This is a genomic window from Argonema antarcticum A004/B2 (assembly GCF_023333585.1).
GTDB lineage: Bacteria > Cyanobacteriota > Cyanobacteriia > Cyanobacteriales > Aerosakkonemataceae > Argonema > Argonema antarcticum.
This window is the reverse complement of record NZ_JAIQZN010000034.1, coordinates 17,910-31,180: the sequence shown is the minus strand read 5'-3', so window position 1 is coordinate 31,180 and position 13,271 is coordinate 17,910. Positions and strand designations below refer to the sequence as shown.

The following is a 13,271-nucleotide window of genomic DNA, read 5'->3' as shown; positions in this document are numbered from 1 at the left end:
AGCGAAACCTAACACCACTAAACTCTAAATACCAGTGGAGGGAGCGTGCAAAGCCGACATCGTAAACTTACTATTCGCTGTTTTCTAGGTGTTTTATTTGTAAGCAGTCTCACTTCACGTAGCGCATCGTACCAAAGGCCCGATCGCGCATAGAGTTCGACGATTTGTGACGATTCCTTAACTTTAGATAGCTCACTTCTTAAAGCTGGCGGCATTTCTACCACCGGAATTTCGGCTCTGGAAAATATAGCTGTTGAAGGGTGATTGCGATCGCACAAAAGTGCCACCTGCCAGAGATATCTTTTTCTATTTACTACCGAACTCGGAGAATTACATTACGCAATTCGGTTAGCTTAATTGCAGAAAAGTGCAATCTGTGGTGAGCTGCTCACCCGCTGGGGACTCAAGTCCCCAGCTAATAGCGAAAGTCCTGCGATTTGAATCGCAGGCGGAGTGAGTGCGAAGTCATATAATGTCCGGTGACGAACATCAAACCCTACAGTGCGGGACAGTGAACATCTAGAAAGCGGGTGATGGGGCTCGAACCCACGACGTTCTGCTTGGGAAGCAGATGCTCTACCACTGAACTACACCCGCATTTACATTTAAGAGTAGCACATTTTGATACAACCGTGGATAATCCTAGCTATACGCGAATGCCGATCGGCTGCTAGCACTTTATGCGTTAGCATAGAGTGCGATCGCTAACAAGTGTTTTTTTCGCTAAATTGAATAAGAATAGTAAAAATAATAAACATTAATATCTCGCCATTGTCTCAGACAGCACCCAGCACAAACGAGTAACCAGTATGTTTAATGCCACAGAAATTCTGATTGACACATTCGTAGAAAAGCTTCGAGACGGTTACCGCCGCACCTATGGAGGATTCAAGCCCGACTACGGAGACATTATTGGCTGGGCTGGAAGCATGGCGCTGGAAAATATCGCCAACAGCGACGCCCTCTATCACGACGTTGAACACACGATCCTTGTCACTTTAGTCGGACAGGAGATCTTGCGCGGAAAACATATCCGCGAGGGTGGGGTTTCCTGTGAAGACTGGTTACACTGCATTATCTCGCTAGTATGTCATGACATTGGATACGTCAAAGGAGTTTGCCGTCAAGATCGAGAACCAGACGGATTGTATGCCACAGGAAAAGACGGCGGGATGATTTCTCTGCGTTTTGGGGCTTCGGATGCCAGCCTTACCCCTTATCACGTAGACCGGGCGAAACTCTTTATCGACGAACGCTTTGGCGGTCACAAGCTAATTGATGCTCACACAATTAAGCGTAATATTGAACTGACTCGCTTCCCAGTTCCCGCCGCAGAAGATCGTCAGAATACGGTAAACTATGCGGAGTTGGTTCGCGCCGCCGATTTAATTGGCCAACTAAGCGATCCGCGCTACCTCAAAAAAATTACTTCTTTGTTCTACGAGTTTGAAGAGACTGGGGTAAATAAAGCCTTGGGATACAGTCATCCTGGAGATCTACGCAGGAACTATTCTAAGTTTTACTGGCATGGAGTTCATCCGTATATTAAAGATGCACTTCGTTACCTACAGTTGACGCAGCAAGGCAAGCAAATCATTGCTAACTTGTACTCGAATGTGTTTGTGGTAGAACACGAAAAGGCTGAGGAAGAACAAAGGCGACTGGTTGAACAAATATAATAGGGATTTATGAACTGGTGGCAGAAATTAAAAAAGAATCCTCTAGCTGGTTTGGGAGCTTTGTTACTGTTAGTTTTCTATTTGGCAGTAATTGCTGCTGATTTTGTCGCACCTTACGATGCTTATGCGTCTCAACCCAATGGCTCGCTATTGCCACCGACCCAGATTTATTTGAAAACGCCAGAGGGACAGTCGATCGGCCCTCATATCTATCCGACTACTCAAGGGCCGGTAGATTTGGAGACAGGCGATCGCAAACTAATTGTAGATTTCCAAAAACCCTCACCCCTGCGCCTATTTGTTCAGGGGCCGACTTACTATTTGTTTCGGCTGAGCCTGCCGATACCACCCAAATTTGAAGAAGTAGAAATTTTTGGAGGTATTCCCTGCAATTGGCACCTATTCGGCACAACCGGATCGGCCAAGTTTAACCTTTTGGGTACTGACGAACAGGGACGCGACCAGTTTACTCGTCTAGTACATGGAGGACGGATTAGCCTCAGCATTGGTTGGGTGGGAGTTGCCATTTCCTTTCCCTTGGGTATACTCTTCGGTGGGATTTCCGGCTATTTCGGTGGCTGGATTGACAGCATCTTGATGCGTGCTGTGGAAGTGCTGATGAGCATTCCCAGCATCTATCTTCTGGTCGCCCTCGCAGCAGTGTTACCGCCGGGACTAAGCAGCGCCAATCGGTTTCTCCTCATTGTTTTCATCACCGCTTTTATTAGCTGGGCAGGGTTGGCACGAGTGATCCGGGGACAGGTGCTGTCAATTAAAGAACGGGAATTTGTACAAGCGTCACGAGCTATGGGCGGCAACCCTATTTACATCATCATCCGCCACGTCTTGCCCCAGACGGCTACTTACGTTATTATCTCCGCCACCTTAGCAGTTCCAAGTTTTATCGGCGCTGAATCGGTTCTCAGCTTAATCGGACTGGGAATCCAGCAGCCTGACCCTTCTTGGGGAAATATGCTATCTCTGGCGACCAACGCTTCTATTTTGGTGCTACAACCTTGGCTAATTTGGCCGCCAGCATTGCTGATTGTCCTGACAGTGTTGGCTTTTAACTTACTGGGCGATGGTTTGCGAGATGCTCTCGATCCGCGCAGCCAGCAACGTTAGTAATTAGTTATTAGTCATTGGTTATTAGTTAATGACCAATGACCAATGACCAATGACCGATCAGTGAAACATACTGCTAACAGAACTATCTTCGTGAATTCGCCAGATAGTCTCGCCCAATACATTGGCAACTGAAAGCACCTTCAGTTGTTCAAAGCGATTTGCTTCCGAAACCGGAATGGTATTCGTCACAATCACTTCTTCAAACAAACCGCTCGATAGCCGTTGAGTTGCAGGGGGCGAAAACACTGCATGAGTAGCACAGGCATAAACCTGACGGGCTCCTTCCTCTCGGAGCAAGCGGGCTCCTTCTGTAATGGTGCCACCCGTGTCGATCATGTCATCGACTAATACCGCTGTTTTACCAGCGACATCGCCAATTACATTCAAAACTTCGGCCACGTTATGAGCCTGACGGCGCTTGTCGATAATTGCTAGGGGAGCGTCGTTGAGCTTTTTGGCAAAGGCCCTGGCTCTAGCTACACCGCCCACATCTGGGGAGACAACAACAATATCGGTTAGTTGTTTGCTCTCTAAGTAATCGAGGATTACGGGCGAACTGTAGACGTGATCGAAGGGAATATCGAAATAGCCTTGAATCTGGGCTGAGTGCAAATCCATTGCCAGCACGCGATCGGCCCCAGCCTCGGTAATCAGGTTGGCAACCAGCTTGGCTGTAATTGACTCTCGCCCTGCTGTTTTGCGATCGGCCCTGGCATACCCATAGTAAGGAATCACTGCGGTTATTTGCCTTGCCGAAGCCCGACGACAGGCATCAATCATAATTAGCAATTCCATCAGGTGATCGTTGACAGGGCGACAACTTGGCTGAATCAGGTAAACATCGCAACCGCGAATTGATTCCTGAATTTGAATGTAAATTTCTCCATCGGCAAAATGCTTATGGATCATCGGCCCAAGATCCATACCCAGGTAACGAGCAATTTCCTGAGCAAGTGGCACATTAGCTGAGCCAGAAAACAATCTGAGGCGATTGTTAGCACAGAGTACCGGTGGCGTCGGCTGAAGCGTCAAAGTGGCAGAACGGATCACAGCAGACCCTCGAAGCGTGTTCATTAAAATCTTATCATTCTATTTTGCCCATATTCTCCCTAATTTTTGTTTAAGATAGGGCTGTTAGATAGTTTCTGGTTGATTACCTCTAATTGGGGTATTAGGCACGGGTTTTACGGATAGCTTTTCAGGAAAAGACACTATTGTTGAATACGGGTTCGATCGATCTCCGTTAAACCACTTAGATTTAGCCTAAAACCCCCCTCTACTTCCCTTAAGGTCAATCGATTTTAGATTTTGGATTCTAGGATTTTGGATTGACCAGGCCAAAATAATTTAAATATGTTTGCACAAATCGTCAGGTTTATCTGCGAAAATCCTTGAAAAAGGTAATCTAGGAGATTGAGCAGCCCTACGGCGATACATAGGATAGTCGTTAACGCGCACCCTACGCTCTAGCTCTATGACGGTTGAGCTAAAATGCTTCCAGTCAAGAATTTCCTCTTAACCCCCTGTCCACCGATTAAACCGCGATGCAACCACCGCTTACCATTGGGACTCTTCTGCAAAACCGCTACCACTTGGCTAAAATTTTGGGTCAGGGGGGGTTTGGACGGACTTATCTGGCAGAAGATCGGGGGCGCTTTAACGAACCTTGCGCTCTTAAGGAATTAATTCCGCCTCAGACGAGTGCCCACTCCCTGGAGAAGTGCAAGGAGCTTTTCCAAAGAGAGGCTACCATACTTTATCAAGTTCAGCATCCGCAAATTCCTCAGTTCCGAGCCACTTTTGAGCAAGATGGGCGGTTGTTTCTAGTGCAGGAGTATGTGGAAGGGAAAACTTATCGCACTCTGCTACAGGAACGCAGGTTGGAGGGGAAAAGATTTTCGGAAGTTGAGATTGTGCAACTATTGCAACAACTGCTGCCGGTGTTACACCATATTCACGGCAAGGGAATTATTCACCGAGATATCTCGCCGGACAATATCATACTGCGCTCTAGCGATCGCCTACCCGTGCTAATTGACTTCGGGGTCGTCAAGGAACTGGTAACCCGATTTCAGTATAGTTCTACACCACCGGCAACAATGGTGGGAAAAATGGGCTATGCGCCCTTGGAACAAATGCAAACCGGCAGGGCTTACCCTAGCAGCGACCTTTACGCTCTAGGTGTCACGGCTGTAGTTTTGCTCACCAGCCAATCTCCGCAGGTATTATTTGATGAAGCGACGTTGAGCTGGAATTGGTATCGATGGATACCGCCGATTAACCCCGGCCTGACAGAAGTTTTGAATCGGATGTTAAGTTATAGAGCGAGCGATCGCTACCAAGATGCCCGTGAAGCAGGTCGGGCGCTTACCGACGCCTTAAATGCCCAGCCCCAAGAAAAGCCACCACAGGCAAATACCCCTCCAAACCGCAATATTTCCCAGATGCAGACTGTCGCAGTCGGAGGTCGTCCTGAAGCTAGATCGGGAGTTCCCCCTGCCGTACAGAGTGGGCAAACCCCACCCCCAGAAAACCAAACCCACTCCCATAAGCCCGATCCTGTCACTATACCGACTAATAACTCAATTTGGGATAACCCTTGGGCGATCGTCATTGTAGGTATGAGCCTAGCAATATTAGCCGGAGTCGGATCTTGGGCATTGGTAAGCTACGTCCTCAACCGTCAGGTGCAGGTACAAACTTCTACGCCGCCGCCCTCACCAACACAGGTATTTTCTAATAGCGACAAACCCTCACCAACCCCAGAAACTCCCACTCCTACACCCAGTCCGGAACCCGTCACCTACACCAAGCGCCTCGACCTAGTAGAAGGTGACAATTTTTCTATTTCAGATAAGCTGAAAGCTAACGCCACTGTTAACTATATTCTGACTGGGGAACAAGGACAAAAGTTAAGTGCATCTCTGCAAGAAAAAGGTGTTTTGATGACGGTTCTTGGGCCAAATGAAGAACCAGTTGACAACCAGTCACAGCGAGTGAGACGCTGGCAAGATACTCTTCCTTTTGATGGAAATTATGTTATTCAGCTAGTTACAATTAAAGGAGTTAAAGAAAGTGAATATAAGTTAGATCTGCGTCTAACTAACCCAGAACCAACCCCAACTCCCACACCGACAGATACACCGACAGATACGCCGACAGATACACCCACACCAACGCCGACAGATACGCCGACATCTAGTGAAAGTCCATCTCCGAATGCGTCAATTGATGCCGAACCGATCGATTTTCCTGATGGTGCTACGGGTATGCAGATTTTTTCAGGTGAGACAAATCCCCAGAAGATTAAGCGCTATCTGGTAAATGTCCAGTCGGGTCAGGTATTAAGCGTAAGAGTTCAAAATGGAGAGGCAACATTGGATATTCGCTCTCCCAATGGTGAACTGGTGGAAAATGCCACTGGGCTAGGAGAATGGGAGGCAAAAGTAGATGATGCAGGTGAATATCAAATCGATGTAAGGGCAACTAAGAAGGCAAAGTTTTCTGTCGATATTAGTGTTCGCAATTAGCAAAAAGGTCATTGGGAAAGGGAAGATTTGAGATTGCCGATTTAAATCTTAAATCTGAAATTAGTAACCCAATGACAACTGACAACTGACAACTGACAACTGACAACTGACAACTGACCACTGACAACTGACAACTGACAACTGACAACTGACAACTGACCACTGACAACTGACAACTGACAACTGACCACTGACAACTGACAACTGACAACTGACAACTGACTAATGAAAGCACTCCTAATTTCTGCAACTGATACAAACGCCGGTAAAACTGTTTTGACAGCGGCGCTAGCGGCATATTTGCAAACTTACCGTTCTTCTGAAAGTGTGGGCATTTTAAAGCCAATTCAGACGGGAGTAGGCGATCGCGAACTGTATAGCCAGCTATTTGCCCTCAATCAATCTTTAGATGAAATTACACCGCTTCACTTCCAAGCACCCCTAGCGCCGCCCGTGGCAGCAGAAAGAGAAGGCAGATGGGTTGATTTGAAACGAGCTTGGCAGACTATGATAAACTTGGGAAAGCAGAGAGATTGGGTTTTGGTGGAAGCTGTGGGTGGACTGGGAACGCCGCTAACTCAAGAACTTACAGTTGCAGATTTGGCTAGAGATTGGGCGTTACCGACAGTTTTGGTGGTGCCAGTAAGATTGGGCTGTTTAGGGCAAGTTGTCGCCAATGTTGCTCTCGCCCGTCAGTCAAAAGTTAACCTCAAGGGTATTGTTCTCAATTGCGTTACAGCTTGTTCGGATGATGATATTGCCGATCTGGCACCAATTGATTCGATCCAATCTTTGACAAATACGTTAGTTTTAGGTATAATACCGCATCTAGATAATCCGACTGATATCGCCAAATTGGCTCAAGTTGCTTCCAATCTGGATCTAGAACATATCATGCCATTTTGAGTTGGATAGGGTGTTAAGTTGGAAAAAGCAGAAAGCATCAATGTCGCTTAAGTAGGTGGCGATCGGCAATGAGCAAACAGGCAAAATCAACGACAACTGGGTCTAATCCTCGCGATCGAGGATTCTCTAAAGAATCAACTGTTAATCAACCAAAATCAACACATTATCAGCAACAATCAGCAGATTCGGTCATTGCCGTTAGATCTGATGTATTTTTAAGCATAGAAAATATTAAACAGGAAAACGAAGAAGCTAATCAAGATTGGGGTGCCGTTGAACAAAAAGCCTACGAGAGAATTCTGGAAGACAGCAGCAGAAATATTTCAGGAGAAGAATTTTTGAGTTGGCTTTCCGAATTGGAACAGGGGTGTGGCATTTAGTTGTGAGGATTAGTGAGCGTCGAGATACAGTAGAAATATTAGCGATTGGTATTCATGATGATACTTATATTTCAGCCGAAAGGCGTGTTTGAATTGCAGTTAATTTTTAGGTTGCTAGAATTATGATTTCCACATTCTTCAATTCTCCTGACGATGATTTATCCCGCATTCGCTTAGAGATTCGATCGCTGCAACCCCGCCTTGTAGAATGGCGCAGAGGTTTACATAAACGCCCCGAACTTGGCTTCCGGGAGAAACTGACCTCTGAGTTTATTGCCAAAAAACTCGCAGAATGGGGGATTGAGCATCAAACCGGAATTGCAAAAACGGGTATTGTGGCTACTATTCCAGGCCGTCAACCGGGGCCAGTGCTGGCAATTCGCGCAGATATGGATGCCTTGCCAATTCAGGAACAGAACGATGTCTCTTACAAATCCCAGCACGATGGGGTTATGCACGCCTGCGGTCACGACGGACACACGAGTATAGCACTAGGAACAGCTTACTACCTTTGTCAACACCGTCAAGACTTCGCCGGAACAGTCAAAATTATCTTTCAACCTGCTGAAGAAGGGCCAGGTGGTGCAAAACCGATGATCGAAGCGGGAGTATTGACAAATCCCAATGTTGATGCTATAATTGGCCTTCACTTGTGGAACCAGCTGCCTCTTGGTACGGTAGGCGTTCGCAGTGGCGCGTTGATGGCGGCGACCGAGGGTTTCCGCTGTACGATTATGGGTAAAGGCGGACACGGTGCGATACCGCATCAAACGATCGATTCGATCGTCGTTGCTGCTCAGATTGTGAATGCTTTGCAGACGATCGTATCGCGGAATGTCGATCCGATCCAGTCGGCAGTAGTAACGGTGGGTGAATTCCACGCCGGTACTGCGATTAACGTGATTGCCGATACGGCAAAAATAGGTGGAACAGTAAGATATTTTAACCCAACTTTGGGAGAGCTTTTACCGAAGCGAATCGAACAAATTATTGCAGGGGTTTGTCAAAGTCATGGCGCAGAGTACGATCTGAATTATTGGCGGCAATATCCGGCGGTAATTAATGATGCTGGGATAGCGGAGTTGGTGCGATCGATCGCCTTGGAAGTAGTAGAAACTCCCTTGGGAATAGTCCCAGAATGTCAAACAATGGGTGCAGAAGATATGTCGTTTTTTCTGCAAGCAGTACCGGGTTGTTATTTCTTTTTAGGTTCTGCCAATCTTAGTATGAATTTGGCATATCCACACCATCATCCCCGATTTGATTTTGATGAAACTGCATTGGAGATGGGAGTAGAAATATTTGTTCGGTGTGTGGAAAAGTTTTGTCGTTAGGCTAGGCTCCTACTTATGCTAGTGCTGGCAATTTGGAATGTGCCTCAATCGTTCTCAAAATTGGCGCACAAGCCGATCTGGTTTTACTTAATCCTCAAGCACTCAACCAGCCGATTAGTTCCCCAGTAGAAATTTCAGATCCCATCCTAGATGGTGAACCTCGCATGGTTAAACGCAGTTCGGAAGAAATTGTAGAAGCGGTTTATATTAGTGGAATTCAAGTTGTTTGTCGGGGTCAAATTGGAGATATCTTAGGTCGAGAACGTCTAGGAACCGTTTTATCTCCGTGTTTTTACTCAAACAGTTTATGAATCAAATCAATCCTAATCTTTACCAGACGAACTGAAGGGAAAAGAGATTGTCAGCCAAGCTGATACCGCTTTTGAAAGAATTTGCCATCATCACATCTGTATGATGAATGGGATTGATGCTCAACATTTGAAAACCATTCATCATTTAGATATCAAAATGGAACTATCTTTAAACAGAAATGAGTTAGGGACACAAATTGACTTTACAATGCGGGGACAATTTCCCAAAATAACGCTGCGCGAACGATTAAGCCAGCGATTTTTAGGATCTAGCTTGGAAAGTAGTTAAATGCCTGAGACTCAAAGGATTTTTGACTTTTGAATGCGTGACTTTTGACTTCGGCGTAGCGGCACTAAGCTATTACGCATCTAAATCAAATACAAAGACGGGCTTTCCTGCCCATCCCACAAGAAGTTCAGAAAAACTGACTATCAAATTAGATGCGTAGCAGCTTAGCTATACGACTCACGCCCTGCAACTGTTATAAACCTTGTCTAGCTCTAAAAAGGTATGCAATAGCACGTTTGCTCCCTGTGTGCATTGCTCCGGCGCAGTGTACTCAGCTTCTGAATGGCTAACACCAGACTGACTGGGAACAAAAATCATACCCATGTCTGTGATGCGTCCAATTTCTAGAGCATCGTGTCCTGCACGGCTGGGAAGATGGCAATAGCTGAGTTCTAGATGTTGGCAGACAGTTGCAATAGTTGTTTGAATGCGATCGGCTGCTGGTGTTGGTTCAACGCATAATAGCGGTGCGATTTCGATTTTTGTATCGGTATCTGCTGCGATCGCATCTAACGCCTGGTTTAGTTGCACCAGCATTTCATCCAGGCAATCTTTCGATAAGTCGCGCATATCGACAGTCAGTTCTACCCGTCCTGCCACACTATTAACCGAATTAGGCGAAACGGTCATGTACCCCACTGTTGCCACTGGCTTACTAGGCATTTTACGGGCAATCTCTCTTACTGCTAATACAACTTGAGCAGCAGCAACCATTGCATCTTGCCGCATATCCATTGGGGTGGTTCCGGCGTGGTTTGCCTGTCCGATAATGGTAATTACTTGACGTCGAATCCCAACAACTCCTTGCACTACTCCGATATTACTTCCATTTTTCTCTAGCACTGCACCCTGTTCGACATGAAGTTCAACGAAGGCGGCTAACTCGGAACGGTCTCGTTTTGCAGTTGCTAAAGCATCCCAGTCTCCACCAAGGGCTTCTAAACACTTTTGAATCGAATCTCCCGGCTTGGGTTGATAGCGTTCTGGTGCATCTAAGAGAACCGTTCCCGCTATTGCCTGACTACCGATCATGGTGCTTTCTTCATCAGTGAAGACGATAACTTCGATCGCATGATTCAACCGCAGATTGTTTTCCCGCAATGTTCGCACGACTTCAATCCCTGCCAAAACGCCCAAAACTCCATCAAAGCATCCTCCCGAAGGAACTGTATCAATATGGGAACCAGTTGCTAGGGCAGGGATTGTTTCGTCAAGTCCAGGGTAGGTGCCGATCGAGTTTCCGGCAGCATCGGTACGAACAGTCATGCCAGCTTCAATCATCCATTGCTGAACTAAGTAGCGGGCTTGCAAATCTTCTGGAGTGAAAGCCAAACGACGAATACAGCCAGAGGGCTGTCTACCAATTTTTGCCAGACGATCGATACTTTCATTTAAGCGATCGCCATTAATCTTCAGTGTTGAGGTAACAGTCATATATAGCTAGGGGCTAGGGGCTATTCCGGTGTAAGGCTTAGAGATAGGATATGCTAAATCTCCAGTTTTACTGGTGCCTAATCCTGCACCAACCAATGCTTCCACAAATTTGACGGCTACACTTACGCCATCAATCACAGGAATCCCTAACTCATTACTCAACCAAATTGACAAGTCGGCCATACCTGCACATCCCAGGATGATCGCACCGCAATCATCTTCCTTAAGCGCCATGCGACATTCGGCCAACACAGCTGTCTTAGCATAAGCTTCCTCTAAATTCAACACCGACAAATCGATCGATCGAATCTGACGACAAAACCGGGTCATGCCATAACGTTCTACAAGATGTTGTGCAATTACCCTTGTGCGTCCCAAGGTTGTCACGATCGAGAATCCAGTCGCGATAAAGCTGGCGGCGTGCATTGCTGCTTCTGCAATGCCAATGACTGGGCCTCTTGCTAATTCCCGCGCTGCCATTAACCCCGGATCGCCAAAGCAAGCAATCACATATCCATCCATTTTTTCTGCTTCCCCTTTGCGAATTTCATCGAGAATGCCGATCGCACTCAACGCTTCATCATAATGACCCTCAATGGAAACAGGCCCCATTGCCGGGTTGCACGCAATAATCTCAGTGGTGGAACTGGCGATCGATCGTGCCGCTGACCCAATTATTTGAGTCATGCTGACCGTGGTATTTGGGTTAATTACTTTGATTTTCATCCCTTCTGCCCCTTGGCCATAGATGTACATTAGCAGCGGGTAGTTTACAGTCGCACTCCTGAGCCGTTAGCTTCGCTGGAAGTCTAGCAGTTTTGGATTTATTCTGGAAACTATCTAAATATTGTATACTAAAATTGTATACAAATGAAGCGATCGATATTTCCACCTACGGCAAATTAATTATCAGAGAACTGGGTTTAAAACCCCGTCCTTTAGGACGGCTTTCTCTACGCAACAAAATGCTAAATATTGCTACAATCTCGTGCATATTTGTAGCATCAAGTTTACCATAAATACATGGTAATGAGGTCGATAACCATGTTCGTATTCGAGTTCAAATGCGTAGTCAAGCCAAAGCAGTACACGGCGATTGAAGAAGCCATCCGCACATCTCAATTCATTAGAAATAAATGTCTGAGATACTGGATGGATAGCAAAGGTATCAATGGCTACGATCTTAACAAATACACTGCCAAACTAGCCAAGGAATTCTCATACGCAAATAAACTCAACTCGACAGCTAGACAAGCATCTGCCGAACGTTGCTGGAGTGCAATTGCCAGATTCTTTGATAATTGTAAAAAGAAAGTATCCGGTAAAAAAGGCTTTCCACGATTCAAAAAGAATCAACGCTCGGTAGAATACAAGAAATCCGGTTGGGCGCTTTCTGCGGACAGGAACAAAATAACTTTTACCGACAAAAACAAAATCGGCACGCTTAAATTAATTGGCACTCGTGATTTGCACTTCTATCAATCAGAACAAATTCAACGAGTCAGGTTAATTAAGCGTGCCGATGGTTTTTATTGTCAATTCTGCATTTCCAGTGACTTAGCCAAAGAAGAAGTTAAGCCAACTGGTAAATGTGTCGGCATTGATATGGGATTAAATCACTTCTACACCGATAGCAATGGTGAGAAAGTAGATAATCCCAGATACCTCAGAAAGTCAGAAAAATCATTAAAACGCTTGCAGCGTCGAGTTTCCAGAAAAGTTAAAGGTTCTAAAAATAGAATCAAAGCTATTAACCGACTGGGAAGAAAACACCTGAAAGTCTCTCGCCAACGTAAAGACTTTGCTGTGAAATTAGCAAGGTGCGTAATGAAATCTCATGATTTCGTGGCGTTTGAGGATCTAAAGGTGCAGAACATGGTAAAGAATCATCGCCTAGCTAAATCAATTAATGATGCCGGATGGTATTTGTTTCGGGAATGGTTAAAGTATTTTGCTATTAAGTTTGGTAAGGTTGCCGTTCCCGTAGCACCCCATTACACCTCACAGGAATGTTCTAGTTGTGGAAACAAAGTGAAAAAATCCCTATCAGTAAGAACGCACATTTGTAAATGTGGAACTCTACTAGATAGGGATGAGAATGCCGCCATCAATATTCTGATGAAAGCATTAAAATTGATGGGCTATATTTCAAATACCGTGGGACACACGGAAATTCACGCTTGTGGAGAAATGACCCTCTACTTAAACCTGGAAACAGCGCTTAAGCAAGGTTCTTCTATGATGCAAGAATCCCCACGCCTTTAGGCTGGGGAGTGTCAA

Annotated in this window: 12 protein-coding genes, 1 tRNA gene and 1 pseudogene; 8 read left to right on the top strand and 6 right to left on the bottom strand. The window is 45.9% G+C overall.

The genetic code is table 11. The features are described from left to right. Positions 1-17: 17 nt before the first annotated feature. Both LAY57_RS36525 and LAY57_RS16135 read right to left on the bottom strand, forming a co-directional pair. Positions 18-296 (bottom strand): annotated as a pseudogene (locus tag LAY57_RS36525) (DUF928 domain-containing protein); the annotation flags it as partial. Between the two features lie 229 nt (positions 297-525). After that, positions 526-597, bottom strand: a tRNA-Gly gene (locus LAY57_RS16135). A gap of 212 nt (positions 598-809) precedes the next feature. On the opposite strand from LAY57_RS16135, the gene LAY57_RS16130 reads away from it, so the two are divergent. Both LAY57_RS16130 and LAY57_RS16125 read left to right on the top strand, forming a co-directional pair. Further along, complete coding sequence (locus LAY57_RS16130) at positions 810-1,679, top strand: Npun_R2479 family HD domain-containing metalloprotein (RefSeq protein WP_249067807.1); 870 nt, start codon at positions 810-812, stop codon at positions 1,677-1,679. Between the two features lie 9 nt (positions 1,680-1,688). Beyond that, positions 1,689-2,804: an ABC transporter permease gene (locus tag LAY57_RS16125; protein WP_249067806.1), complete on the top strand. Its 1,116-nt coding sequence runs from the start codon at positions 1,689-1,691 to the stop codon at positions 2,802-2,804. A gap of 60 nt (positions 2,805-2,864) precedes the next feature. Here LAY57_RS16125 and LAY57_RS16120 read toward each other — a convergent pair whose 3' ends face one another. Beyond that, entirely contained in the window at positions 2,865-3,857 is a 993-nt protein-coding gene (locus tag LAY57_RS16120) for a ribose-phosphate pyrophosphokinase (RefSeq protein ID WP_249067837.1), read from the bottom strand. A 494-nt stretch (positions 3,858-4,351) separates the two neighbouring features. Here LAY57_RS16120 and LAY57_RS16115 point away from each other — a divergent pair, with 494 nt between their 5' ends. Continuing rightward, positions 4,352-6,337 carry a serine/threonine-protein kinase gene (locus LAY57_RS16115; RefSeq protein ID WP_249067805.1) on the top strand — a complete coding sequence of 662 codons (1,986 nt, stop codon included), beginning with the start codon at positions 4,352-4,354 and terminating at the stop codon, positions 6,335-6,337. Here the strand turns inward: LAY57_RS16115 and LAY57_RS16110 are convergent. Further along, positions 6,321-6,572 (bottom strand): hypothetical protein, encoded by a 252-nt coding sequence (locus LAY57_RS16110; protein WP_249067804.1) that lies wholly within the window; start codon positions 6,570-6,572, stop codon positions 6,321-6,323. The two genes, LAY57_RS16115 and LAY57_RS16110, sit on opposite strands and share 17 nt — an antisense overlap. Between LAY57_RS16110 and bioD the strand changes: the two genes are divergently transcribed. The 4 genes from bioD (at position 6,563) to LAY57_RS16090 (ending at position 9,268) form a co-directional block, all read left to right on the top strand. Then, positions 6,563-7,243, top strand: a complete 681-nt coding sequence (gene bioD / locus LAY57_RS16105) for a dethiobiotin synthase (protein ID WP_249067803.1) — start codon at positions 6,563-6,565, stop codon at positions 7,241-7,243. The two genes, LAY57_RS16110 and bioD, sit on opposite strands and share 10 nt — an antisense overlap. A 68-nt stretch (positions 7,244-7,311) precedes the next feature. Further along, positions 7,312-7,623 (top strand): hypothetical protein, encoded by a 312-nt coding sequence (locus LAY57_RS16100; RefSeq protein WP_249067802.1) that lies wholly within the window; start codon positions 7,312-7,314, stop codon positions 7,621-7,623. Between the two features lie 122 nt (positions 7,624-7,745). Beyond that, positions 7,746-8,957 carry a M20 metallopeptidase family protein gene (locus LAY57_RS16095; RefSeq protein WP_249067801.1) on the top strand — a complete coding sequence of 404 codons (1,212 nt, stop codon included), beginning with the start codon at positions 7,746-7,748 and terminating at the stop codon, positions 8,955-8,957. Positions 8,958-8,989: 32 nt separating this feature from the next. Continuing rightward, positions 8,990-9,268, top strand: coding sequence for a hypothetical protein (locus LAY57_RS16090; protein ID WP_249067800.1), 279 nt, complete (start codon positions 8,990-8,992; stop codon positions 9,266-9,268). A gap of 466 nt (positions 9,269-9,734) precedes the next feature. Here the strand turns inward: LAY57_RS16090 and LAY57_RS16085 are convergent, their stop codons facing one another. Both LAY57_RS16085 and LAY57_RS16080 read right to left on the bottom strand, forming a co-directional pair. Next, positions 9,735-10,991, bottom strand: a complete 1,257-nt coding sequence (locus tag LAY57_RS16085) for a Zn-dependent hydrolase (RefSeq protein ID WP_249067799.1) — start codon at positions 10,989-10,991, stop codon at positions 9,735-9,737. Positions 10,992-10,997: 6 nt separating this feature from the next. Further along, positions 10,998-11,717, bottom strand: a complete 720-nt coding sequence (locus LAY57_RS16080; protein WP_249067798.1) for an aspartate/glutamate racemase family protein — start codon at positions 11,715-11,717, stop codon at positions 10,998-11,000. Between the two features lie 318 nt (positions 11,718-12,035). Here LAY57_RS16080 and LAY57_RS16075 point away from each other — a divergent pair, with 318 nt between their 5' ends. Continuing rightward, positions 12,036-13,256, top strand: a complete 1,221-nt coding sequence (locus LAY57_RS16075) for an RNA-guided endonuclease InsQ/TnpB family protein (RefSeq protein WP_249067797.1) — start codon at positions 12,036-12,038, stop codon at positions 13,254-13,256. Positions 13,257-13,271: the final 15 nt, after the last annotated feature.